The organism is Bradyrhizobium sp., from assembly GCF_036735945.1.
In the GTDB taxonomy this organism is placed as follows: Bacteria; Pseudomonadota; Alphaproteobacteria; order Rhizobiales; family Xanthobacteraceae; genus Bradyrhizobium.
This window is the reverse complement of the sequence record NZ_DAINNI010000011.1, coordinates 62,061-84,784: the sequence shown is the minus strand read 5'-3', so window position 1 is coordinate 84,784 and position 22,724 is coordinate 62,061. Positions and strand designations below refer to the sequence as shown.

The following is a 22,724-nucleotide window of genomic DNA, read 5'->3' as shown; positions in this document are numbered from 1 at the left end:
GCCGCTTTTTACGCTGCTGCCACGGCTGCGGCCCGCTCCGCATCCAGGAGACGAACGCCGCCGGTGACGATGATGAGCATTTTTTCGCGCTCGAACCGGGTCAGCGTCCGGCTCACCGTTTCGATCGTCAGGCCGAGATAATCGGCAATGTCCTGCCGGCTCATCGGCAGCGCAATGGTTTGCCGCTCGTCGCCGATCTGGGCCAGCCGCTGCCGCCAGCCGATAAGGAAGGAAGCGACTTTCTCCTCCGCGGTGCGCCGCCCCAGCAGCAACATCTGCTCCTGCGCCAGCATCAATTCGCGAGCCGCGAATTCATTGATACGAAGCAGAAAATGCGGTCTCTGTTCGATGAAGTGCGTGAATGCCTCCCGGGGAAGACGGCAGGCCGTCACGGAATCGATGGCATCCGTCGAAAAAGTGTAGCGATCGGACGGCGCGGTGCCAAGAAAGTCGCCGGGCAAGGCAAATCCGATTACCTGACGACGCCCATCAGCCAGGAGCTTGTACAGCCGCGCAAAACCCGCTGTCAGGCTGTGGACGGAATGCGCGAGCTGGCCCGCCGTAAACAACGCTTCACCCGGGGCGAGATGAACATGGCGGGCGATCCGCTCGAACTCCGCAAGGTCCGTCTGATCAAGCGCACCGCAGATGCTGAGCGAGCGGACGGCACAGGCCGAACAGCGGCCGAAACTTGCCCGGTTCGGAGAGATGGTTCGTATCATTATCGCTGCCCATTCAGGCGCTGGATGACGCCGCGTCGTCGCGGCGATAGCCCCGCCAGTGGAGATATAGTTCATTGTAGCTGATCCACGACGCGCCGTTTGATCCACATCAAATTGCCCGGCGAATAAACCGTCACAGTGTGGCTCAGGGCTGGAACCTGCTTTTTTCCACGGAGACTTAAGCTGCGATGATCGGACGAATTCTGCTGCCGCTGGCGTTCGCACTCGTTACCTCGGCGCCTGTCATGGCGGCTTCGCCACAGGAGCAGCGGGGCAAGACCTTTGCGCTGAACAATTGCGCGAAGTGCCATGCCATCGACAAGGTATCCCCCAGCCCGCTCAAGATCGCGCCGCCGTTCCGCACCCTGCACAAGCGCTACCCGATCGAGACGCTGGGCGAAGCGCTGGCCGAAGGCATCTATACCGGTCACCCGACCATGCCGGCCTTCCAGCTCGAGCCGGACCAGATCGGCGATCTGCTGGCCTACCTCAAGACGCTGGAATAGGCCGCGAGGACGCGCTTCGGCGATTTTCGAAGCGGAATTCGATCCAATACGAGACGGATCAGGCGCTAATTCGCCTGCACCGTCCAGGCGATCATGCTCTTTGCCATCCGGCCGAACGCTTCGCTGAACGCCGCCACGGCCTCGGCCGGCGCGACGGTTGCAAACTTCTCGCGCTCTTCGAACAGGCGCGAGGCGACGACCTTGCCGTTCTTGTCGACGATCCGGGCCGACAACGCAATTTCCGCCGCCGGTCCGGAATCCATGGCAATGCGGAACCGTCTGAGGTCGATCAGCAACTGGAATTCCGCCTGTCCGACGTCGGTCATGCGCAGCGGCGCATGCGCGATATCGTAGTTCTCAAAGCTTTCGATCAGCCGCGCCTGGATCAGCTTCGGCAACGCGTCGGCCCACATGGCTTCTGCGAATCCCGGATACTCCTGCGCCGGCGAAAACAGGAAACGCTGCGTCTCCAGCATCGCAACCGCCGTCGGCTCCGGGATTGCCCATTGCACGTTGACGGTCTTTCCCACCGGCCCCGGGTTCTGCAACGCGCGCAGATCATAGGTGATCTTCGGTGGCGGACTGGTGACGCCGGTCATCCGTTCAAGGCCGGCGACGATGCCGTCGAGCTTGCCGGTGTTGCGCGCCAGTCCTTCGGAAAACACCTTGAAATTGGCAATGGTGTCCTTCAGCGCGTCCGAATTATCCGACAGCACCGTATCCACCTTGCGCAGGGCATCGCGGGCGGCCTGGGTCATGCCCTGCCCGGCTCCTGGCTCGGCGATGAGCGTCGGCACCTCGCCGCTCGGGGCGATCTGCGTGCCGCCCTCAAGGGCAATCACCGGCACGCCGGTGAGGCCCTGGAATTCCAGTCCGACCTTGGTGTCGGCGCGCACCGGCGTCGTCGACGCAACCGAGATGGTCGCGTTGACGGCACGGGGATTGCCGGGTGCAAGCCCAAGCTCGGTTACTTCGCCGACCCGGATGCCATTGAACAGCACGGCCGCGCCGACCAGCAGCCCCGGCACCGAGCCCTCGAACTGCACGCGATAGCTGGCGCGCGAACCGAGCCCGCCGGTGTTTTGCAGCCAATAGACGAAGCCGAACACGGCCACGATGGCTGCGAGCACGAAGGCGCCGACAATGACGAAGGGAGCGCGGGTTTCCATTTCGTTAGCTCGCTTTGGGTTGCAGCATCAGGGAGCGCTTGCCGTGAAAATAGGCTCGCACCCAGGGATGCTCGGATTGAAGCAGTTCGCGCATCGGACCGATGGCGACGATCTTGCCGTCGGCCAGCGCCGCGACGCGGTCGCAGACCGTATTGAGGCTGGCGAGGTCGTGGGTGACCATGAACACGGTGAGGCCCAACGTCTTCTGCAGCGTCTTGATCAGCGCGTCGAAATCGCCGGCGGCTATTGGATCGAGCCCCGAGGTTGGTTCGTCCAGGAATACGATCGCGGGATCGAGCGCGAGCGCCCGTGCCAGCGCCACGCGCTTGGTCATGCCACCCGACAACTCCGAAGGAAATTTGTCGCCATCCTCCGCCGTCAACCCGACCATCTCGAGCTTTGCGGTCGCGATCTCGTCCATCAGGGTTTCGGACAGTTCGAGATTTTCCCGCAGCGGGAACTGGATGTTCTGGCGCGCCGTGAGCGACGAGAACAATGCTCCCTGCTGGAACAGGATGCCCCATCTGCCGGCGGCGCTCCGCGTGGCGCGGTCGTGATTGATCGGCGAGCCCATCACCTCGATTTCACCGGCCTGTCGCGGGATCAGGCCGATGATGGTTCGCATCAGCACCGATTTCCCGCCGCCGGAAGCCCCGACAAGGCCGAGAACCTCGCCGCGGCGCACATCCAGGGCGAGATGATCGATCACGACGTGGCGACGAAATCCCACCACGAGATCGCTCACCCGGATGGCAAACGGTTGGGCGGCTTCCTGCATCGCTACATTCCAATCGATGCGAAGAACACCGCGAACAGCCCGTCGAGCACGATGACCAGGAAGATCGACTTGACGACCGAGGTGGTGGTCCGCTTGCCGAGCGACTCCGCGCTGCCCTTCACGCGCAGGCCCTCGCTGCAGGCGACGATGCCGATCACCAGGGCCATGAACGGCGCCTTGATCATGCCGACCTCGAAATGCGTAACCGAGACGGCTTCATGCAGCCGCGCCAGGAAGATCGCCGGTCCCATGCCGCCGTAGAACCAGGCAACGAGCCCGCCGCCGTAAAGCGCCGCCATCGCGCCGATGAAGCTCAGGATCGGCAAGGCGATCACCAGCGCCAGAATCCGGGGCAGCATCAGCACCTCGATCGGATCCAGTCCCATGGTCGAGAGCGCGTCGATTTCCTCGCGCATCTTCATCGAGCCGAGCTCCGCGGTATAGGCGCTGCCCGACCGCCCCGCGACCATGATGGCGACGATCAGAACGCCGAGCTCGCGCAGCACGAGGATGCCGACCATGTCGACCACGTAGGAATCCGCGCCGAACTTGCGGAAATGGAAAATGCCCTGCTGCGCGATGATGGCGCCGATCAGGAACGTGATCAGCACCACGATCGGAATCGCCTGCCAGCCGACGCGATAGAGCTGGTAGGTCAGCGATGTCAGCCGCAGCGATCGCGGCCGCCGGAGGACGCCCAGAATCGCGAAACAGAGGGCGCCCAGCATCTGCAGGAAGGCAGCGATGTCCTGCCTCGAATCGATGGTGGCGCGGCCGATATCGCCAAGCTTCGCGATGACCGGATTGGCCGTCGGTGCCGGTGCCGGCTTTCTGCGGTTGACCTGCCGCACCTCGTCGATCAGCCCGGCATAATTGTCGGCAATGCCGACGATGTCGGCGCGGTGGCCTGCTGCGACAACGCGCCGCGATATCTTCTCCAGAAGCCAGGCGCCGAGCGTATCAAGCTCGCGCACGCCGGCCATGTCCAGCCTGACGGCGAGGGCACGGTCGAGCTGTGGGGCTACGTTCTCGGACAAGCGTTCCAGCATTGCCGCATTTGCTGCCGTCCAGGAGCCGCCGGGGTGCAATTCGAGCGTATCGCCCGATGGCGTTGCCGTTAGCAGAGGTGCAGTCGCCAAGATGATTGTCCTTCACTCGATAGGCCGCTCTTCTAGGCCGCGGAGTCGCCGATCATGTTGACCTGCCTCAAAGCGGCGGATGCGCCCGATGACGCGCGCGGGTTGACGCAAATCAAGTTGCGCCAGCGCCGTATCACCTAGGGTTCAATTGTTACGAAAATGCGGGCGGGATCAATGCTCAAATCAGGCGGACTGGGTGAAGAGCTGCTGGCGCTAAAGCGCGAGATGTCGCGTCTTCTGGACGTGTCCGCTGCCGACATGCTCGGCTCCGCAAGGAGCCAGTCGGAAGCCATTGCCGACCAGATCAAGGCGGCGCTGAGCGAGCTCGGCGAGACCTTGAGCAAGGAAGAAAAACATGTCGAGCGGCTGGTCGCCGAACGGCCGATCGCGGCGCTGGCATCCGCCTTCGCGATCGGTGTCGCGATCGGCTTGATGCTGAGGAGAAACTGAAGTGAACAGCGAGATAGTCGTCAAGCATTTGCGTGCGCTGTGGCGCACGGATCGCATCATTGCGGAAATCCGCTTGCGGCACATGCTGGTCGGGCTTGGCTTGCGGGCCTTCGCCGCGCTGATCGCGGCGTTCGGCCTGCTGATGCTGGAACTGTCGGCCTATTTCGCGCTGGTGCAGATCTGGAGTGCGATTGCCGCAGCCGCGATTCTCGGCGCCGCCAATTTCGTGATTGCTGCCGTCCTGTTCGTGGTCGGCGGAAGACCGCCCTCCGGCCGCGAACTCGAACTGGCCAACGAGATTCACGGCTCTTCGATCGAGGCGTTGCAGAACGAGGCCCGCGCGCTGCAGTCGCAGTTCACCGGCATGGTGCACCATCCCCTGAACAGCGCCCTGCCCTTGGCGCTGGTGCCGCTGATCACGATCATCATCACGAGCCTGAAGAAATCCAGGGCACCCGCCGCGGCGCAGGCCGCGGCCGAGCCGAACTGATCTTGCCGGAAGCGGCAGCCTCATCAGAAACAAGGAGCTACACCAGATGTCGAAGACCGGAAGCAGGACCAAGCCGAAGCCGATCCTGAACGCCTCCCTCCCCGCCCAATTCCGCCAGTTCCGGCTCGCGCTGGCCCGCGAGCCCGGCCATCCCGAAGGCGATGATGAGGTCGCCTATATCATCGTAGCGCCGCTCGATTCCGAAGATCGCATCGACGCCAAGCTGTGGCGCGAGCATCGCGAGGCCTGCCGCGTCGTGCGGCAGCGGCCGGGTCAGGAGGACAAGCATGGACACCTGATGCACCGCCCCGGCGGCGGCTGGGCGTTTCACTATGACGACGGCGACACCAGCGTGCCTGATGACGTCGGCTATCACTTCGCGGACGAACGCTTCGTCGTTGGCGAATATGTTTCACTCAACGAAGGCGGCAAGATGCACACCTATCGCGTGACGTCGGTATCGTATCTCTGAACGATGACGCCGTTTTCCGGCCTTACCGAAGCCGGCGCGGCCGGCTGCGGCAAATCAACCGGCTTGCGATGGATCAAACGCCGCATTCGCCGCGACGCTAGATTGGGTTCCAGAAAAGGAGAAGCCCATGGCGTTCAAGGACATTCTGCTGACACTGACGAGCTATCCCGATCCGACCCCGGCCTCGGTTGCCGAAGACGCCGTTGCAATCGCCGCGGCGTTCGGCGCTCATCTTTCTGCGGTCGCCTGCGAGGTTCATGTGGAAGTGCCCGGGCACTTCCTTTCCGGCTCGACTGCCAACATTCCCGGGATCATTGCTGGCGAAACCGACAAGAGCCGAAACAACGCCAGGGCTATGCTCGCAACCTTCGATGCCGCCGCGGATAAAGCCGGGATTCCGCACGAAAGCACCCTCGAAAAATGCTCGACCTATGCCGTGCCGGATCTGCTGGTGGACTACGCGCGGCTTCGCGATCTCACCATCGTGCCGGTGCCGGAAAGCTACGACCAGTGGTATGCCGAAGCGATCATTTTCGGGTCGGGCCGGCCAACCCTCGTGTTGCCCGAGACCTCGCGCGGACGTCCGTTCCAACTGGGCACCGTCGCTGTCGCCTGGGATTTCAGCCGCGCAGCCGCCCGCGCGGTTTCCGATGCGATGCCGCTGCTGGAAAAGGCCAGGAAGGTACGCATCGTCACCGTTATCAATGAAAAGAATTTGGACAGCAGGCATTCCGCCGAAGCGCTGGCCAGGAACCTGGCGCGTCACGGCATTGACGTTATCCTTGACAAGGTCGATGCCGACGGCCGGCGGATCGGCGAGGTTCTCGAGGCCTACACGGTATCGCACAAGGCGGACGTCCTCGTGATGGGCGCCTATGGGCATCCGCGATGGCGCCAGTTCATCCTCGGCGGCGCAACCAAGAGCCTGCTGTCGAGGCCGCCGCTCCCGATCCTGTTTTCGCATTGACGGCGTCGCCGGATATCAGCGCGGCCGGAGTGCAAATGTCCACCAGCTCCAATCGCGATGGCTCCCGTCCGCCGCTGAAAGTCCGCCGGGTCAACCTGGACACAGGGCGCGAGAATGTCGTGGTGCTCTCACGTCACTCGAGCGCGCTGCGTCCCGACATTTTTCGCGGCTTCAGCCGGGTCGAGCTGCAGCATGGCGCAAAGGCGTTGCTGGCCACGCTCCTGATCACGGACGATGACAGCCTGGTCGCATCCGATGAGATCGGGCTTTCCGAGCCGGCATTCCGCCGCTTCGCCGAGCCGGCCGGCAGTCTCGTCACGGTTTTTCCGGCTGCGTCACCCGAAAGCCTCGAAGCCGTTCGCGGCAAGATCCAGGGACGCCCATTCGAGCCCGCCGAGATTGAAGCCATTATCCGCGATCTCACGCACTACCGCTATTCGGACATGGAGATCGCGGCGTTCCTGATCAGTTCGGCAAGCTTCATGACCAGCCGCGAGTTGCTCGCCCTGGTTCACGCGATGGCGGTCGCGGGCACGCAACTGAAATGGCCGAGCCCGATGGTCGTCGACAAGCACTGTATCGGCGGCATTCCAGGAAACCGCACCTCCATGATCGTCGTCCCGGTCGTCGCGGCGCATGGCCTCACCATTCCCAAGACATCGTCGCGCGCGATCACCTCGCCGGCCGGAACAGCGGATACGATGGAGGTATTGGCGCGGGTCGACGTCTCCGTCGACGAGATGAAGGAAGTCGTGGCCGCCTGCCGCGGTTGCCTCGTCTGGGGCGGGCACGTCAATCTGTCGCCGGCCGACGATATTCTTATTTCCGTCGAGCGGCCGCTCTGCCTCGACACCCGTGAGCAGATGGTTGCTTCAATCATCTCGAAAAAACTCGCGGCGGGCTCCACCCATCTGCTGATCGACCTGCCCGTGGGTCCGACCGCAAAGCTCGCCAGCGCCAACGAAGCGATGCGGCTGCGCAAACTGTTCGAATTCGTTGGCGACCAGTTCGGCATCTCCGTCGAGGTGATCACGACGGACGGCCGCCAGCCGATTGGCAAGGGCATCGGTCCGGTGCTGGAGGCCGGCGACGTCATGGCCGTCCTGACCAACGAGCCGGATGCTCCTGCCGACCTCAGGGAGAAATCGTTACGGCTCGCGGCGCACCTTCTCGAATACGATCCGCAACTGCGCGGCGGCGCAGGCTACGCGCGCGCCCGTGAACTGCTCGACAGCGGCGCGGCGATGAAGAAGATGCAGGAGATCATCGACGCGCAGGGGCCCGCGGCCTGCCGCAACGATATCGGCAAATTGACCTTCGACGTTCTCGCCTCCGAGGACGGCGTCATTTCCGAGATCGACTGTTTGCAGTTGAACCGGCTGGCACGTAGCGCGGGCGCGCCGATCGACAAGGGCGCCGGCATCAAGCTGTACTGCAAGATCGGCGACCATATCGAACAGGGGCAACCGCTCTATCGTATTCATGCCTACGATCAGTCCGGGCTCGATCTGGCCGTTAGCGCCGCAGCACGGCACAGCGGATATGTCATCGGCGCCCGGCAGCCACGGCTCAGCGAGGCGACGCCATGAGCGTGACGGTCCGGTTCTGTGGCGCATCGCGCACCGTTACAGGCTCCTGCTATCTGTTCGAGATCGCCGAAGGGCGCTTCCTGGTCGATTGCGGATTGTTTCAGGGGCAAAAGACGCTCAAGCAACTGAACTACGGCGCCTTCCCGTTCCGTCCGGCCGACATCGACGCCGTGCTGCTGACCCATGCTCACATCGACCACAGCGGCTTGCTACCCAAGCTCGTACGCAGCGGATTTGCAGGTCGCATCCTCGCCACGCGCGGCACCATCGATCTCTGCTCCTTCATGTTGCCCGACGCCGGCAGCATTCAGGAATCAGAAGTCCAGGCGTTAAACCGGCGGAGTGCCGCGCGCGGCCGGAGTGAAGTCAGTCCGATCTATACCAAGGCCGATGCGATTGCCGCGCTGCAGTTCTTCTTTCCCGTCGATTACGAGAGCTGGGTCGACGTCATTCCCGGCGTTCGCGCGCGTTACTGGAATGCCGGGCATCTGCTTGGTTCCGCCTCGATCGAGATCGAATGCACCGCGCGCGGTTCGTCCGAAACCCCCATTCGCATCCTTGCCTCCGGCGATATCGGCCCGGACGCCAAATTGCTGCAGCCCGACCCCGAAGCGCCGTCCGGCTTCGACTACGTCATTTCCGAATCGACCTATGGCGACCGTGATCGTCCACCGACCTCGCCGGCTGCGCGACGCACCCGCCTCGCCGCCGAGGTACGGGACGCCGCTGCCCGCAAGGGAGCGCTGCTGGTTCCGGCATTTGCCGTGGAGCGCACGCAGGAACTCCTCGTCGACCTGATCGATCTGATGGAACGCGGGGAGATCCCTTCCGCGCCGATCTTTCTCGATTCGCCATTGGCGATCCGTGCGACCGAGGTGTTTCGCGAACATGCCGATGGCCTCGACCCCACGGTGGACGTGCGGCGGCTCTTGAACTCGCCACAGCTACGCTTCACCGAGACCGTCGATGAAAGCAGGCAGATCGCGAAGTTGACCGGCTTTCACATCATCATCGCCGCGAGCGGCATGTGCGATGCCGGACGCATCCGGCACCACCTTCGAAACTGGCTGTGGAACACCAGGGCTACCGTATTGCTGGTCGGATTCCAGGCGCAGGGCACGCTTGGCCGGTTTCTCGTGGACGGCGCCAGGGCCGTCCGTATCCAGGGCAACGAGATCAAGGTGGCGGCGACGATCCGCAGCATCGACGATTATTCCGGCCATGCCGACCGATCGGAACTGGTGCGCTGGATCGCCGCCCGGCGTCCGATCGGGCGCGGGCTTTTTCTCGTCCATGGCGAGGAGCCTGCCATTGCCGGCCTCGCCCAACGCGTCTCGGAACGCATCATTCCGGCCGCGCGGGTGTTTCAGCCGCTACTCGACGACATCTACGATCTGTCCGCGGCTGTGCCGACGCCGCTCGACGTTGGCCGCCGCCGGAGATTGGCGCCAGAAGCCGTGGTAACGCTCGATTGGCACAACGACATGTCGAAACTGATCCTCGACATCAACGAGCAGATCGAGGCCGCCGCGGACGACCGGGCGCGCGGAGTCATCATCCGGCGGCTACGGCGGGCACTCGAACCCTAGGGCGCGCACTCATAAATCTTCGCCGATGTCCGCTTCACTCCGATACCGACCGCCTTTGTGCAACCGCAACAAGGTCGCGATGGGCCGGAAGTGGACATTCCGCAGCAACGTCGGTGATGCCCAGTTAGTCTTGCAAAGCGCGTTAGCTCGACCGCGAGCGGGTATCGCCGACGGTCGAACTTGGTGCTCAATCGCCCGCTAATTAGGCTGCCCTCTCGTCAGTCCGCGCGGTGTCAAAACCGACCCGCGGGAAGCGCAGATTGACCTGGCCTACGGAAGGGTCTTCGTGGCGCAAGACGATCTCGTCATCCGCCCAGGAGATAAGGTTTCCATACACCGGATTGCCGTAGTCGTCGGGAGTCACACTGACCCAGTCGCCGCGGCTAAGGCCCACAGTTTTAGCCTCGGGCGACCATGCGCGAGGCTCGTCTGGCTCGTTTGCCTTGGCCGCCTCTATTGCTTGATCCGGCGACAGTTCCGAAAAATTGCCGTGACCAATGGCCGCTACGCGCCTGTACCAGGGATCGATCGCCCCGGCGAACGCGATCAACTCATTGACCTCGTCACCGCCGTTCTGCCTCGCAAACCAGATCGGATGATATGCTGACAGGTCGGCCGCAGACGCCTGCTGCCCCAAAATGAATTTGCGACCATCCGATAGCGCTTGGGCGAGCCACGCAATGTGTGCATTGACCCTTTGCAGATACAAGGCGCGCTTGGCGTGCAATTCGCGGGGCTCCAGGTTGACGCGGAACAGCGGGCGGCGCTCGTCGATGAGCTCTTGGGGAAGCCCGGGCATGTTGCCAATCGTCAGGCATACGGCGTTCATGAAGGAGCCCTTCTCGATCCACCAGCCCAGCGCCTTTGCAAGCGCTTCCTGGCCTTTGGGATAGAGCGAGCCGGATGAACTCAATCCTTCAACAACGCGCAGGATGTGGAGCGTGTCGCAATAAAACTCCGCGCCGACTTGCAGGATCGGCGTTCGACGATAGCCTCCCGTCATAGGAGTCAGCTTGGGACGTGGCGTCCACACCGGAATTTCGATTGACTTCCAGCTGATGCCCTTCAGGCCCAGGGCCAGGCGAACCTTTTCCGAGTACGGCGAGAGCGGGTAATGATGCAGGATGATATCTGGCATGTGTTTTTCCCTCGTTGCTGGATTATCCAAATCCGCCTGTTGGTTCAGGCCTATTGCGCCGGTTCGCGAGAGCGGCTGGAGAACATCGCGAGTTCTTTGGATATTGAATACTCACCGCCATCGGCGTGGCGGCGGGTGGCTGAAGGATAAGCGAGCTTCAGTTGCTTCCGGACGACCGCTCGCGCGGTTGGGCTGGCATTACTTTTGTGCCGCCTGCATGTCGAATCCGAAGAATTCGAATGGCGTATCGCCATTGACCCAGCCGTGCCAGGTATTCGGACTGAACAGAATGACGTCATCGGGCTTGTAGGTGATGTCGCCGTACTGTTTGCCATCCTTATCGTTCAGGGTCATCTTGCCGGTGCCGCTGATGACGTAAAGAACGTATACTTGATTTGGTCCCTCGTGAACCGCGATAGAGCCTTTGGCGTCGACGTGCCCGCGCATCACATTAATGCCCTTGCTGATATCAATGCTGTTGGGTGCCACTCGATGGACTGCGCCATAAGTGAACCCCTTGTTCGCGATGCCGCCAATATCAGGTATCGGCGAGAGCTTTGCGGAGTCCTTCTTGACTGCAACCGCTATTTTGCCGCTGGGATCGAGCTCAATGCTCGTCAAATCGCCGGCAAGCGCCGGAGCAGCAATTGCGAGCGCAAGCACCGCGCACAACCCATGAATTGGTCCACGCATTCTTCCCTCCTGTCGCTATGACTGCTTTGAGTTGTTGATCGATTGTCATCCCGGGGCGCTACGCAAGCAGCGTCCCGCCGTTGGTGATATCGGGGCAGCTCTTTGCTTAGCCGCCTGTTCGTGCATCGAGGAAAAGCTGCGTGAACGGTTTCGCCAGAACGGGTTCGAGTTTAGGTACAATTTCCTTGATGTGGGGCGTGGTCATATGAACCCCGAGCGCGGCCTTATCAGTCCAGCGTTCGAAGGTGAGGAAACGACCAGGCTCGCCGATAACTTCCATGAGCGTGTAGACCAGGCAACCCGGTTCCTTGGCCGATAATTCTGCGAAGGGAACGAGCAATGCGCGGAGTTCATCCGCCTTGTCCTTCTTGGATACGATTTCGGCGATCACGAAATAGCCGCTCTGCCCTGCCGCCATTGCGGACGAAGTAGCAAGAACCGCTGCTGCGACGCCTCCCGCAGCAGCGGCACCCACGAATGCGCGGCGATCCATATCTGGCATGATGTTTCTCTCCCTCGCTTGAGCTGTTGTTGCGTGGTGTCGCGCGCAGGCACGCGACGCCCCTTCTTTCCCTCGGCCGTCGATGACCGTTATGAAAGATACGATCATTTTGTACACAATAGGATTGAGAGTCAATAAACCAAATACAAACCATTCGCGTGGCTTGCCTCCCCCGTGCCGCTGGAGGTAAGGTCCCGTCCATATAAATCGTGGTATTTCAGCAAAGGTTGAGTGCCCGCTCTCACCTTCAGCACTGGCAACGAACAGGAAACCCGGGGCATGGCAGCCAAAAAGAAGAAAAACGCAAGTGTTGAGGCCCCGATTGCTCCGGTCGACATGCCGGGTCTCGATAGCCATTTGTGCTTCGCGCTCTATGCTGCCAGCAACCACATGACGCGGTTATTTGCGCCGTTCCTCGAAAAGCTTGGCGTCACCTATCCCCAGTATCTCGTCCTCGTTGTGCTCTGGGAGCGTGGTGGCCCGCAAGGCGTCGGAGAACTGGCCACGTTGCTGCGGATGGATCTTGGGACGCTATCGCCGATGCTCAAACGCCTTGAGGCAAAGGGCCTCGTGACTCGGCGGCGGCCAGCCGCGGATGAGCGGCGCGTGCTTGTCGATTTAACGACGAAGGGCGTTTCCCTTCGGAAGCGGACTGAGCAGATGCTGGGCGAGTTTTACTGCTACCTGAATGTGCCGGTGGCCGATCTCTTCGACCTAAAGGATCGCCTTCGTCATTTTGTAAGCTCGGCGGGCCCTCAAGAAGACCCTGTCGCGGCACAGGACCAGACTAGCTAGAGCGCCAGCCTGACGTTGCAGATGTCATGCTCCTGCGGATCCGATTTCACCTCGAAGCCGAGGCTGCGGCACATCGCCAGCATCACCGTGTTGTCGGCCAGGACATCGCCGGAAATGGCTTTCAGGCCTTCAGATTTCGCATATTCGATGATCATCTGCATCAGCGCCCAGCCGAGCCCTCTGCCCTTGAGGGCCGATCGCAGCAGGATCGCGTATTCCCCGCTCTCGTAAATCGAGTCGGAATGGATCCGAACGACGCCGACGAGTTCATTGGTCGTCTCGTCAAACGCACAAAACGCCATCGCACGGGCATAGTCGAGCTGGGTCAGCCGAGCGATGAATTCGTGGGAAAACTCCTTCATCGGCGCGAAGAATCGCAGCCGAAGGTCATGCATCGTGACGTGCTTCAACATCTCGTGGATCAGCGGCTCGTCCTCGGGCCGGATCGGACGGACAAACACGCGCCAGCCGTCCTTGACCTCGATGTGACGCTGCCATCGCGAGGGATACGGCCGAACCGCGAAATTCGCCGGCCCCGAGCCGCGGAACTTGCGCTCCACGCGCCCGATCACGACGCGCGCGTCGACGGCCAGCACGCCGGCCTCGTCGGCGAGCAGCGGGTTGATGTCGAGCCCGCGGATTTCGGGGATGTCGGCGGCCATCTGCGCCAGCTTGACCAGGACCATCGCGACCGCGTCCTGCTTCACCGCCGGCACGTCGCGATAGGCGCGGAGCAGCCTTGATACGCGGGTGCGCTCGATCAGGCTGCGCGCCAGCTGCAGGTCGAGCGGCGGCAGCGCCAGCGCCTTGTCGTTGATGATCTCGACCGCCGTCCCGCCGCGGCCGAACACGACGACAGTGCCGAAGGTCGGGTCGTCGGCGAGACCGAGAATGAGCTCGCGCGCCTTCGCCCGCACCACCATCGCCTGCACCATCACCCCTGAAATCCGGGCCCCCGGCCGCAATGATCGTGCGCGCGCGAGGATCTCGGCGGTTGCCTTTCGCACCGCGTCGGCGCTCGTCAGGTTGAGCACGACGCCACCGACGTCGGATTTATGCACGATGTCCCGCGACATGACCTTCAGCACGACGGTCGAGCCTTGCGCGAACAGCGCGCTGGCATGGGCAACCGCCTCTTCGGCATTGGCCGCGGCGAAGGTCGGCACGGCCGCGATGTCATAGGCATCCAGCAGCCGTTTGACTTCGATCGGATCGAGCCAGGCGCGGCCGTCGGCGAGCGCCGCGGCAACCACCTGCCGCGCCGCATCGACATCGGGCGCGAATTCGCTCGGCATCGCGGGTGGCACCTGCGCCAGCGCCTCCACCAGTTCGCGATGACGGACCAAATGCATGAAGCCGCGCACCGCGTCGTCTTCAGTCAAATAGTTCGGAATACCCGCCCCGCTCAGGAGATCGCCGATCGCAGGATCCGCACCGACCCAGACCGCAAGAACGGGCTTTGGTGACATGCGATGGCCCGCGCGATATGCCTGCACCACCTTGATCACGGCCGCCGCAATCTCGTCGGAGCGCGCGATCGCAGTCTGGACGTTCATCACGAGTACGGCGTCGTTGTCGGGATCGGCCAGCAGTGCTTCGAGCGCTGCCGAATAGCGCGCGGCGTCGGCATCGCCGACGATGTCGACCGGGTTCGATTTCGACCAGGTCGGAGGCAATGCCGCGGCAAGCTTCTCGCGTACCGCCGGTGAGATGGACGCGGGAATGCCGCCGAGTTCGACCAGGCGGTCGACGGCCAGCACGCCGATGCCGCCGCCATTGGTCAGGATCGCGAGCCGCTTGCCGGGCGGCGATTTGAGCCGCCCGAGCGTCTCGGCGCAGTCGAACAATTCGCGGAAGTCCGAAACACGCAGGATGCCGGCGCGCTGAAATGCGGCGTCATACACGGCATCGGCCCCGGCCAGCGCTCCGGTATGGGTTGCAGCGGCCCGCGCGCCCTGCGCCATCCGCCCTGACTTGACGACGACGACCGGCTTCACCCTGGCAGCGGCGCGCGCCGCCGACATGAACTTGCGGGCATCCTTGATCGCCTCGATGTAAAGCAGGATGGCGTGGGTCTTTTCATCCACCGCGAAATAGTCGAGCAGGTCGGCGATATCGACGTCGAGTTGGTCGCCGATCGACACGATGCCGGAAAAGCCGACGGCCCGCTGCGCGGCCCAGTCGACCATGCCCGCGGCAATGGCGCCGGATTGCGAGATCAGCGCCAGATGTCCTGCCTCCGGCATATGAGCCGCAAAGCTCGCATTGAGGCTGACGCCCGGCATCATGATGCCCAGGCAATTGGGGCCGATCAGCCGCATGCCGTATTTTTGTGCGGCCTGCTCGGCGGCCTCTGCCAGCGATTCCGAACCGTGGCCGAGCCCGGCGCTGACGATGACGACGCCCGCCGTACCGCGGCGGCCCGCCTGATCGATCAGGTCCGGGATGGTCTCGGCCGGTGTGGTGAGAACCACGAGTTCCGGGACAAACGCCAGTTTTGCGATGCTGGCGGCACTCGCGACGCCGTCGATCTCGTGATAGCGCGGATTGACGAGCCCGAACTCACCCCTGAACTCGGCCTTGCGGATATTGTTGAGGATCGCCCTGCCGACGGATCCACGGCGAGGACTGGCGCCGACCAGTGCGACGGAATGCGGCGAAAGCAGATTTTTCAGGCGATAGGTGGACATCGTTCTCTGGTACCCGGCGGGTGTGAAGGTTCTGTGAGCCGAGGCAGATGTTCAGCGCAATGTGACCATAGCGCGACAGGTTAGCCTGCAACGGTTTCGGCGTAATGACAAATGGGCGCTTGGCTGGATCGGCTTGTCGGGATCAGTGGCGAACGTAGTCGCCGGGCGCATCGGGTAGGTCGGTTGCGCCTTCGCTCCCCATGTGCGGCGGCGCGGACGGCTTACCGGACCGTGCGGACAGCCACTTGGTCCATTCGAGCCACCACGATCCCTCGACCTGCGACACCGTGTTCAGCCACTCATCGGGACCGACATAGGTATCATCCGCCATCTTGGTCCTGATCCGATAGGTATGGCCCCCTTCGCCCGGAGGCGCCACAATTCCCGCATTGTGGCCGCCGCTGGTGAGAATGAACGTCACGTCGGCGTCGACCTGATAGTGGATCTTGTAGACCGACTTCCAGGGCGCGATGTGATCGCGGACGGTGCCGACCACAAACATTGGCGTGTGAATGTCCGACAGCGAGATCGGTTTGCCATCGACGACATACCGCCCGCCGGCGAGATCGTTGTTGAGGAACAGCTTGCGCAGATATTCCGAATGCATCCGGTACGGCAGCCGCGTGGCATCCGCGTTCCAGGCCATCAGGTCATTCGGCGCCGCCCGCGCGCCCATCAGATAGTCACGGGTGAGCCGCGACCAGATCAGGTCGTTGGAGCGCAGCAACTGGAACGCCCCTGCCATCTGCGTGGTATTGAGCACGCCGCCTTCCCACATCATGTCCTCGAGGAACGCGACCTGGCTTTCATTGATGAACAGCGTCAGTTCGCCCGCCTCGGTGAAATCGGTTTGCGCCGCAAGCAGGCTGATCGACTTCAACCGGTTGTCGCCGCCCCGCGCCATGGCGGCGGCGGCGATCGACAACAGCGTGCCGCCGAGGCAATAGCCGAGCGCATGAACCCGGCGATCCGGGGCAATGCTCCCGATCATGTCGAGCGCGGCTTCGATGCCGAGCTTGCGATAGTCGTCGAAGGTGATCTCGCGATCGGCCGCGTCTGGGTTGCGCCACGAGATCATGAAAACGGTGAAGCCTTCGCCGGTGAGATATTTCACCAGCGAGTTCTGCGGCGACAGATCGAGAATGTAATATTTCATGATCCAGGCCGGCACGATCAGGACCGGTTCCGGATGCACCTTCTCGGTGGTGGGACAATACTGGATCAACTCGATCAGCGCGTTGCGGAACACCACCTTGCCGCGTGAGGTGGCGACGGTCTTGCCGACGACGAAATCTCCTGTCGTCACGGGGCCGAGACCCGCCGACGCCAGACGCACCCAGTCGTCGCAGAAGTTGCGCCAACCGCGCACGAAATTACTGCCGCCGCTCTCCAATGTTCTCCGCAGCACTTCCGGATTGGTCGCGGCGAAATTGGAAGGCGACATCACGTCCAGCATCTGGCGGACCGAGAACTCGACGATCGCCTCGTTCTGCTTCGAGACGCCACGCACGCCGGTGGTCACGTCGTGCCACCATTGTTGGCCGAGCAGAAATGCCTGCGCCATCAGATTGAAGGGCGGCTGTTCCCATTCCGCCTCCCCGAACCGCCTGTCCTGCGGCTGCGGCCTGATCAAGGACCATGGTCCCTGCCCCGGCAGGAAGGAGTGCTGCGTGGCTTCGACGATGCGCTTGGCGTCGATTAGGGCCTTCTGCCCAATCTCGATCTGCCGCTGCGGCGACGAGACCAGATGCAATAGCCAGTCTGCATAGGCCAGCAGCAACGCCGCTGGCGAAATACCGCCGCTCAGGCGCGCCAGCATGGCATGCACGGTACGATCGGCCTGATAGGTCTCGGTTCCGTCTGGAGTTTCTATTGGCGTTGAGAGGAGCGGTGCGGCCAGACCGGTCGCTTTCCCGGCCTCGGTTTCCTGTCCGGCAAGAGGGCGCAGCGGCAGGGCGGCGGCTTCCGCTGTCGGCAGGGTCGATTCCCGGTGCATGCGATCAACCGGTCAGTTCAGTTCGCGGCTGCTGATCAGGTTCGACGTGGCGGCGATCATTCGCTCGCCATGCCTGAACAGCCGTTCGGAGTCGCGACGGAAGAAATCGAGCTGATGTTGACCGCATTCCTCGCACATCGTCTTGATGTCCCTGACGGAGTGGGCGCCCGCCATTTTCGCGACGAATTCCGTGAACAGGTGCATCTCGGTCTGCGTTCGCTCCAGCATCTGGTCACCGAGAAACACCAATTCCTCGAACATCATCTTCTGCGCGCCGAGGGCGAACTCCAGCACCCCCTGATTCAGCCTGGTGGCCTCCGCTTCCGCAGTTTCGATTGACGTGACGGAACCGGAAGCGGCTCGCTCAGATAGCCCTGACATGACAATCTCCGAATTCTTGAGGTTCCACCGTGACGGTATCGACCGGCTTCGGAATCGACATTGAGATGCATCAAACCGGCGTCATTGCGGCCGTCGGCTGGCGCCCAAGATCACATCCCGCCCGGCGAATCAATGCGACATCAGCACCGGCACGGTCATGCTGTCGAACATGCTGCGCGTGACACCGCCAAGGATGCGCTCGTGCAGCCGGGAATGGCCGTATCCGCCCATCACCAGCAGTCCCATGCTGCTTTCGGCCGCGATCGACAGGATGGCGCCCTGAACCTGGCCGTGGTCGGTGGTCAGCCGTTGTGCCCGGGCCGCGATGCCGCGTCGCCCAAGATGCGCGACGATCTGATCGGACGAGGCCTCGCTTGCCTCTTCATTGACTGCGATCACGGTCACGGCCTTCGCGCCCATCAGAAACGGCATCGCGTCGCGTAACGCGCGGGCGGCCAGCCGGCTGCCGTCCCAGGCGATGCCGACATGGTGGGCGTCGAGCGGCCCCTTGTGGATGTAGGGAACCATCAGCACCGGGCCGCCCGAGTTGAACAGGATCTGCTGCGGAATTTCATTGTCGTAGCTCGCTGTCGCGGACTCCGGCTGCTGCACGATCGTCATGTCGTACAGCCGTGCGAGCGCGCTGATGCTCTGGCCGGCTTCGGCGGGAATTGCGGCGATCGTCCGGGTGCCATAGGCGATTTTGGCGAGCTTGGCCTCGCTCTCAAACACGGCGATCGCGGCATTCGCCCTCTCCTGGGCCCGCTCCTGTTCGGCTCCCAGCACGGCGGCGACGGCAGCGCCCCCGCCATCGACGATCATGCCGGCGGCGCTCAGCGATTCATAGCCGATGGATATCGCATCGAGGTGCGAGCGGCGCGCGATGGTCAGCGCGACCGCGACATCAACGACCGGCCTGACCGGACGTTCGGAGGGAATATGAACCAGTATGTTCCTGAACATCGCCATTCTCCCATATCTTTGCCCGGGACTTGGGATCCCTTCCCGGATTACCTGCAAACGTAACGCAGACACGGCTGACCGAAGTTGACGCACATCAAGCCCCGGACATTGCCCGGCCAAAAAGCGAGTCAGTCTATTCCGGCGTGCCTGAGATCGCGGTGGGCGGCGCTGGCGGCGTCGAGCAACTTTTCAGTCCGCTGGCGAAAGCCCGGCGGGTGCTTGGCGGCGTGCTTGCCGCTTTCAGCCAAGGATCGGTCGGCAAGGTCGGCGAAGCGCTCGAGATCGCGGAGATCGCCCAGGGTGCGCTGCAGCCGCTTGGCTGGCCGATGCAATTGCTGCCATTCGCGCTGTCCTCGCAGGGCACCGGATTCCTTCAGTGCTTCCAGCATGTAGCGGAAGCGCTTGGCCTTGATCCGCAGCCGGTGCCGGGGCGCGGCCGCCAACTTCTTTAGATGGCGGCCCTTGCGGATCAATCGCTTGTGCCAGCGGTCCAGTTCCCGCGCACTATACGTGTGCAGGGACATTTGGCTGCTCCGCCGGCAGCGTTCGAGCCACGGTCCTTGCCTGATCCAGCGTGCCAGTGCCGCCAGCAAGCGTTGGGTCCGCGGTGAACGCAGGCAGCGCACCAGGCGGCGATGGTTTCGCACCTGCTGTTGTTCGAGGCGCTCGCCGATCATGCACCGTGCCCAGGCGCGGTACTCCTTGCGGCGGGCATATTCCAGGGCGACATCGCTGTCGCGGGCGGCGCCGAGCGCGCCGTTCAGCCATGCGATTTCCTCTTTCAGGCGAGGCCATTCCTCATCGACGACGATGGGCGCGAACAGCATCACGGCGGCGCGCAGCCGCGTGATCGCAATCCGGATCTGATGCACAGCCTCGACGTCGCCGGCGCATGCGCTGCTGTGATGGCCCTCGATGGCCGCGACGCAGTCGAGCGCGATCGCCTGGAACGCCGTCACACAGTCGAGCTTCGTAGCCGCGGCGGCCTTGCGCCTCGCTGACGTACTGGTCGGAACGGTTTTCATCCCCCGCGCCCCCGCGACGCCCCGCCCAGGAAAACGCTGGCATTGCGCAGCGACTGATCCTGCGTTCCCGAGGCGTCGATCATGTGCCAGTCTACCACGCCGATTGCCATGTTTTCCTGCTTCAGGGCGACGTCCCGTGTCGCGTCGGATGCGTCATCCCGGCGCAGTTCGATCCGTGCCAGCCGCGTTGCGAGATCGGCCGTCAGAAACAGGCCGAGAAAGCGTGTTCCGTGCCGGGCAGCCATATCGGCGATTTCCGTCCGTTCGGTCTCCTGCAAATAGGCGGCGTCGAGCACGACCGAGCAGCCCTGGGCGAGGACGCGCTGAGCGGTACGCGAAAGAACGTCATATACCTTGCTGGAAGTATCGGATCGATAGGCGGATTCCGGCAGGCTCGTGGTTTCGTGGGCGCCGAACAGGTGCTTGCGAACGACGTCCGAGCGGACGATGACAGCCCCGGGCGGCGGCTCGACGAGACCCGCGAGCCCGCGTGCGAGCACCGATTTGCCGGTCCCGGACAGCCCGCCGATGGCGACCAGCAGCGGCGGCTCGGACCGGATGAGGCGGTTTGCCAGATCGAAATACCGCATCGCCTCCCGCCGGGCGTCCTCGCCGTCTCCGGCACTTTCGGCCTTTACAATCAGCACATGCGCCCGGATCGCCGCCCGTATCGATGAGAACAACGGCAGCAGGCGGAGACCATCGAGACTCTCCTCTCCTGCCCCCGTGAGGTAGCGATTGAACACTTCATTCGCCGCCGTTCCCTGATCGAAGTGGGCGAGATCCATCAGCGTGAACGTGAGGTCGTAGAAGACGTCGGTGGTGGCGATGACGGGATCGAATTCGATGGCATCGAACAGCAGCGGCCGACCGTCGACCAATGCGATGTTCGCGAGGTGCAGATCGCCATGGCACCGGCGCACGAACCCCTGCTCGGCACGCTGCTTGAGCAGTGGCTGCAGCGCCGCTACGTAGTCACGGCTGGCGGCGTCCAGTTGATCGACCGCAGCAGCATCAAGTTCGGGAACGGCGCGAAACTTTGCGGTATTGCGCTCGATGATCGGCAGGATCGAGCCGAGCCAGCTTTCGCCATCTGCGGGTGGCGCCCGCTCGTGCGATCGGAGAATCGCGTCGGCCAGCGCCGTCGCGAGCGACGGATCGATCACCTTCGATGCCGCGAGCCGGTCGAGCGACTGACTTTCGTCGAACCGCGTCATTTCCACCGCCCATTCAACGGGCGTGCCGGCGCCGTCAATTTCAAAGACGCCGGCGGAATTGCGCGTGATGGCGACAACGCGGCGGTAGAGCTCGGGGGCATTGCCGGCGTTGACCCGCAGTTCTTCCTCGCAGGCCTGCCTGCGTTTCTCAAGTGTCGAATAATCGAGGAACGGCAGCCGCACGGCGCGCTTGATCTTCAGTACCCGCTCGGCGCCGAGAAACACCATGGAGGCGTGGGTGTCGATCCGCTTGCCGCCGTTGGCCGCGCCGAAGCTCGAACCATCGAGGAAAGCGAGTACCTGCCGCTGCAGGCCAGCATCGGTGACATCAGTCTCGGCGGACGATCGAGCGGTCATGGTTGCAGCACGGCAGCGCCGGTGATCTGCCCGGCCCGCAATCTCGAGAGGACCCCATTGGCTTCCCGCAACGGAAATACGCTGGTGTGCGTCCTGATGCCGGATTGCGCGGCAACCCTGAAGAACTCGATGCCGTCGTTGCGCGTCAGGTTGGCGACCGATACCAGCTGCCGTTCCTGCCAGAGAATGCTGTAGGGAAAGGAAGGAATGTCCGACATGTGAATGCCGGCACAGACCACGCGGCCGCCTTTCCGCACGGCTCGTAGCGCCAGCGGAACGAGACCGCCTACGGGCGCGAATATGATCGCGGCGTCCAGCGGTACCGGGGCTTGTTCCTGCGATGCACCAGCCCATTCCGCGCCGAGCGATTTAGCAAGACGTTGCGCCTCGACATCGCCTTCGCGGGTGAATGCATAAACCAAACGCCCCTGCCAGCGGGCGACCTGGGCGATGATATGGCCGGCCGCACCAAAGCCGAAGATGCCGAGGTGCCTGCCTTGCCCGGCCATGACCAGCGAGCGCCAGCCGATCAAGCCTGCGCAAAGCAGCGGCGCGATGGCGACGTCGTCGCCGGCTTCACCGAGCGGAAAGCAATAGCGGGCGTCGGCGACGAGATGCGTGGCAAAGCCGCCGTCGCGTGTATAGCCGGTGAAACGCGGCCGGTCGCAGAGGTTTTCCTGTCCTCCCCGGCAATAGGCGCATTCACCGCAGGTGTAACCGAGCCAGGGAATGCCGACGCGATCGCCGACATTCAGCGACGTGACGCCGGCACCGAACGCCTCCACCCGGCCGACCACCTCGTGCCCCGGAATGATGGGATAGGCGATGTCAGGCAGTTCGCCGTCGACGACATGGAGGTCGGTGCGGCATACCCCGCAGGCGCTCACCTTGACCCGCAGGTCGCCCGGACCGGGTACCGGATCGTCCCGCTGCTCAAGCCGCAGCGGCGCGCCGGGCGCTGTCAGGACCATGGCATGCATTTCGTCCGATATCCTCACGCAAGCGTGTGCAGCCTATCCGATGCGGATGAGCGCCGTTTGATCCCTGTCAATCGCCCCGAAGCAGACCTGTCCTACTAACATCGTACCTCGGCAGC

The 22,724-nt window shown here is 63.2% G+C and carries 22 protein-coding genes; 8 read left to right on the top strand and 14 right to left on the bottom strand.

Features of this window, described 5'->3' with window-relative positions:
- Positions 1–8 precede the first annotated feature (8 nt).
- Positions 9–722 carry a Crp/Fnr family transcriptional regulator gene (locus V7E26_RS06445; protein ID WP_324414614.1) on the bottom strand — a complete coding sequence of 238 codons (714 nt, stop codon included), beginning with the start codon at positions 720–722 and terminating at the stop codon, positions 9–11.
- Positions 723–910: 188 nt separating this feature from the next.
- On the opposite strand from V7E26_RS06445, the gene V7E26_RS06440 reads away from it, so the two are divergent.
- Positions 911–1,228, top strand: coding sequence for a c-type cytochrome (locus V7E26_RS06440; RefSeq protein WP_324414602.1), 318 nt, complete (start codon positions 911–913; stop codon positions 1,226–1,228).
- A 65-nt stretch (positions 1,229–1,293) separates the two neighbouring features.
- Here the strand turns inward: V7E26_RS06440 and V7E26_RS06435 are convergent, their stop codons facing one another.
- From V7E26_RS06435 to V7E26_RS06425, 3 genes are read right to left on the bottom strand one after another with little or no spacing between them, the layout of a single operon-like run.
- The gene (locus V7E26_RS06435; RefSeq protein ID WP_324414601.1) at positions 1,294–2,397 is read right to left on the bottom strand and encodes an ABC-type transport auxiliary lipoprotein family protein; all 1,104 of its coding nucleotides are present in this window, start codon (positions 2,395–2,397) and stop codon (positions 1,294–1,296) included.
- A gap of 4 nt (positions 2,398–2,401) precedes the next feature.
- Complete coding sequence (locus tag V7E26_RS06430) at positions 2,402–3,175, bottom strand: ABC transporter ATP-binding protein (protein ID WP_324414600.1); 774 nt, start codon at positions 3,173–3,175, stop codon at positions 2,402–2,404.
- Positions 3,176–3,177: 2 nt separating this feature from the next.
- On the bottom strand, positions 3,178–4,314 hold the full coding sequence (locus tag V7E26_RS06425; RefSeq protein WP_324414599.1) for an MlaE family lipid ABC transporter permease subunit: 1,137 nt from the start codon (positions 4,312–4,314) through the stop codon (positions 3,178–3,180).
- 174 nt (positions 4,315–4,488) lie between these two features.
- Here V7E26_RS06425 and V7E26_RS06420 point away from each other — a divergent pair, with 174 nt between their 5' ends.
- The 6 genes from V7E26_RS06420 (at position 4,489) to V7E26_RS06395 (ending at position 9,871) form a co-directional block, all read left to right on the top strand.
- A complete protein-coding gene (locus tag V7E26_RS06420; protein ID WP_324414598.1) occupies positions 4,489–4,764 on the top strand; it encodes a hypothetical protein in 276 nt (91 codons plus the stop codon).
- Between the two features lies 1 nt (position 4,765).
- The gene (locus V7E26_RS06415) at positions 4,766–5,254 is read left to right on the top strand and encodes a phage holin family protein (protein WP_324414597.1); all 489 of its coding nucleotides are present in this window, start codon (positions 4,766–4,768) and stop codon (positions 5,252–5,254) included.
- A gap of 46 nt (positions 5,255–5,300) precedes the next feature.
- Positions 5,301–5,726 carry a hypothetical protein gene (locus V7E26_RS06410; protein WP_324414596.1) on the top strand — a complete coding sequence of 142 codons (426 nt, stop codon included), beginning with the start codon at positions 5,301–5,303 and terminating at the stop codon, positions 5,724–5,726.
- A gap of 127 nt (positions 5,727–5,853) precedes the next feature.
- Positions 5,854–6,693: a universal stress protein gene (locus V7E26_RS06405; RefSeq protein ID WP_324414595.1), complete on the top strand. Its 840-nt coding sequence runs from the start codon at positions 5,854–5,856 to the stop codon at positions 6,691–6,693.
- 35 nt (positions 6,694–6,728) lie between these two features.
- A complete protein-coding gene (locus tag V7E26_RS06400) occupies positions 6,729–8,282 on the top strand; it encodes a thymidine phosphorylase family protein (RefSeq protein WP_324414594.1) in 1,554 nt (517 codons plus the stop codon).
- Entirely contained in the window at positions 8,279–9,871 is a 1,593-nt protein-coding gene (locus V7E26_RS06395) for an MBL fold metallo-hydrolase (protein WP_324414593.1), read from the top strand. The genes V7E26_RS06400 and V7E26_RS06395 overlap by 4 nt, the downstream gene beginning before the upstream one ends.
- 202 nt (positions 9,872–10,073) lie before the next feature.
- Here the strand turns inward: V7E26_RS06395 and V7E26_RS06390 are convergent, their stop codons facing one another.
- From V7E26_RS06390 to V7E26_RS06380, 3 genes are all read right to left on the bottom strand, one after another.
- Complete coding sequence (locus tag V7E26_RS06390; RefSeq protein ID WP_324414592.1) at positions 10,074–11,009, bottom strand: glutathione S-transferase family protein; 936 nt, start codon at positions 11,007–11,009, stop codon at positions 10,074–10,076.
- A gap of 198 nt (positions 11,010–11,207) precedes the next feature.
- Entirely contained in the window at positions 11,208–11,702 is a 495-nt protein-coding gene (locus V7E26_RS06385; protein ID WP_324414591.1) for a cupin domain-containing protein, read from the bottom strand.
- A gap of 106 nt (positions 11,703–11,808) precedes the next feature.
- On the bottom strand, positions 11,809–12,204 hold the full coding sequence (locus tag V7E26_RS06380) for a putative quinol monooxygenase (protein ID WP_324414590.1): 396 nt from the start codon (positions 12,202–12,204) through the stop codon (positions 11,809–11,811).
- Between the two features lie 279 nt (positions 12,205–12,483).
- Between V7E26_RS06380 and V7E26_RS06375 the strand changes: the two genes are divergently transcribed.
- Positions 12,484–12,999 (top strand): MarR family winged helix-turn-helix transcriptional regulator, encoded by a 516-nt coding sequence (locus V7E26_RS06375; RefSeq protein ID WP_324414589.1) that lies wholly within the window; start codon positions 12,484–12,486, stop codon positions 12,997–12,999.
- Here V7E26_RS06375 and V7E26_RS06370 read toward each other — a convergent pair.
- From V7E26_RS06370 to V7E26_RS06340, 7 genes are all read right to left on the bottom strand, one after another.
- Positions 12,996–15,689: a bifunctional acetate--CoA ligase family protein/GNAT family N-acetyltransferase gene (locus tag V7E26_RS06370; protein ID WP_324414588.1), complete on the bottom strand. Its 2,694-nt coding sequence runs from the start codon at positions 15,687–15,689 to the stop codon at positions 12,996–12,998. The genes V7E26_RS06375 and V7E26_RS06370 overlap by 4 nt on opposite strands.
- Before the next feature lie 142 nt (positions 15,690–15,831).
- The gene (locus tag V7E26_RS06365; protein WP_324414587.1) at positions 15,832–17,685 is read right to left on the bottom strand and encodes a PHA/PHB synthase family protein; all 1,854 of its coding nucleotides are present in this window, start codon (positions 17,683–17,685) and stop codon (positions 15,832–15,834) included.
- A gap of 12 nt (positions 17,686–17,697) precedes the next feature.
- Positions 17,698–18,066 (bottom strand): hypothetical protein, encoded by a 369-nt coding sequence (locus tag V7E26_RS06360; RefSeq protein ID WP_324414586.1) that lies wholly within the window; start codon positions 18,064–18,066, stop codon positions 17,698–17,700.
- Positions 18,067–18,195: 129 nt separating this feature from the next.
- Positions 18,196–19,029 carry a universal stress protein gene (locus V7E26_RS06355; RefSeq protein WP_324414585.1) on the bottom strand — a complete coding sequence of 278 codons (834 nt, stop codon included), beginning with the start codon at positions 19,027–19,029 and terminating at the stop codon, positions 18,196–18,198.
- Between the two features lie 128 nt (positions 19,030–19,157).
- On the bottom strand, positions 19,158–20,054 hold the full coding sequence (locus V7E26_RS06350; RefSeq protein WP_324414584.1) for a CHAD domain-containing protein: 897 nt from the start codon (positions 20,052–20,054) through the stop codon (positions 19,158–19,160).
- A complete protein-coding gene (locus V7E26_RS06345) occupies positions 20,051–21,499 on the bottom strand; it encodes a bifunctional aminoglycoside phosphotransferase/ATP-binding protein (protein ID WP_324414613.1) in 1,449 nt (482 codons plus the stop codon). Before V7E26_RS06345 ends, V7E26_RS06350 begins: the two co-directional genes overlap by 4 nt.
- A 125-nt stretch (positions 21,500–21,624) precedes the next feature.
- Positions 21,625–22,608, bottom strand: a complete 984-nt coding sequence (locus V7E26_RS06340; RefSeq protein WP_324414583.1) for a zinc-dependent alcohol dehydrogenase family protein — start codon at positions 22,606–22,608, stop codon at positions 21,625–21,627.
- Between the last annotated feature and the right edge of the window lie 116 nt (positions 22,609–22,724).

Bases quoted from the DNA above. Each gene is read 5' to 3' on its own strand.
- V7E26_RS06445 (WP_324414614.1), bottom strand. From the start codon at position 722: ATGATACGAACCATCTCTCCGAACCGGGCAAGTTTCGGCCGCTGTTCG.
- V7E26_RS06440 (WP_324414602.1), top strand. From the start codon at position 911: ATGATCGGACGAATTCTGCTGCCGCTGGCGTTCGCACTCGTTACCTCG.
- V7E26_RS06435 (WP_324414601.1), bottom strand. From the start codon at position 2,397: ATGGAAACCCGCGCTCCCTTCGTCATTGTCGGCGCCTTCGTGCTCGCA.
- V7E26_RS06430 (WP_324414600.1), bottom strand. From the start codon at position 3,175: ATGCAGGAAGCCGCCCAACCGTTTGCCATCCGGGTGAGCGATCTCGTG.
- V7E26_RS06420 (WP_324414598.1), top strand. From the start codon at position 4,489: ATGCTCAAATCAGGCGGACTGGGTGAAGAGCTGCTGGCGCTAAAGCGC.
- V7E26_RS06410 (WP_324414596.1), top strand. From the start codon at position 5,301: ATGTCGAAGACCGGAAGCAGGACCAAGCCGAAGCCGATCCTGAACGCC.
- V7E26_RS06405 (WP_324414595.1), top strand. From the start codon at position 5,854: ATGGCGTTCAAGGACATTCTGCTGACACTGACGAGCTATCCCGATCCG.
- V7E26_RS06400 (WP_324414594.1), top strand. From the start codon at position 6,729: ATGTCCACCAGCTCCAATCGCGATGGCTCCCGTCCGCCGCTGAAAGTC.
- V7E26_RS06395 (WP_324414593.1), top strand. From the start codon at position 8,279: ATGAGCGTGACGGTCCGGTTCTGTGGCGCATCGCGCACCGTTACAGGC.
- V7E26_RS06390 (WP_324414592.1), bottom strand. From the start codon at position 11,009: ATGCCAGATATCATCCTGCATCATTACCCGCTCTCGCCGTACTCGGAA.
- V7E26_RS06385 (WP_324414591.1), bottom strand. From the start codon at position 11,702: ATGCGTGGACCAATTCATGGGTTGTGCGCGGTGCTTGCGCTCGCAATT.
- V7E26_RS06380 (WP_324414590.1), bottom strand. From the start codon at position 12,204: ATGCCAGATATGGATCGCCGCGCATTCGTGGGTGCCGCTGCTGCGGGA.
- V7E26_RS06375 (WP_324414589.1), top strand. From the start codon at position 12,484: ATGGCAGCCAAAAAGAAGAAAAACGCAAGTGTTGAGGCCCCGATTGCT.
- V7E26_RS06370 (WP_324414588.1), bottom strand. From the start codon at position 15,689: ATGTCCACCTATCGCCTGAAAAATCTGCTTTCGCCGCATTCCGTCGCA.
- V7E26_RS06365 (WP_324414587.1), bottom strand. From the start codon at position 17,685: ATGCACCGGGAATCGACCCTGCCGACAGCGGAAGCCGCCGCCCTGCCG.
- V7E26_RS06360 (WP_324414586.1), bottom strand. From the start codon at position 18,066: ATGTCAGGGCTATCTGAGCGAGCCGCTTCCGGTTCCGTCACGTCAATC.
- V7E26_RS06355 (WP_324414585.1), bottom strand. From the start codon at position 19,029: ATGTTCAGGAACATACTGGTTCATATTCCCTCCGAACGTCCGGTCAGG.
- V7E26_RS06350 (WP_324414584.1), bottom strand. From the start codon at position 20,054: ATGAAAACCGTTCCGACCAGTACGTCAGCGAGGCGCAAGGCCGCCGCG.
- V7E26_RS06345 (WP_324414613.1), bottom strand. From the start codon at position 21,499: ATGGTGTTTCTCGGCGCCGAGCGGGTACTGAAGATCAAGCGCGCCGTG.
- V7E26_RS06340 (WP_324414583.1), bottom strand. From the start codon at position 22,608: ATGCATGCCATGGTCCTGACAGCGCCCGGCGCGCCGCTGCGGCTTGAG.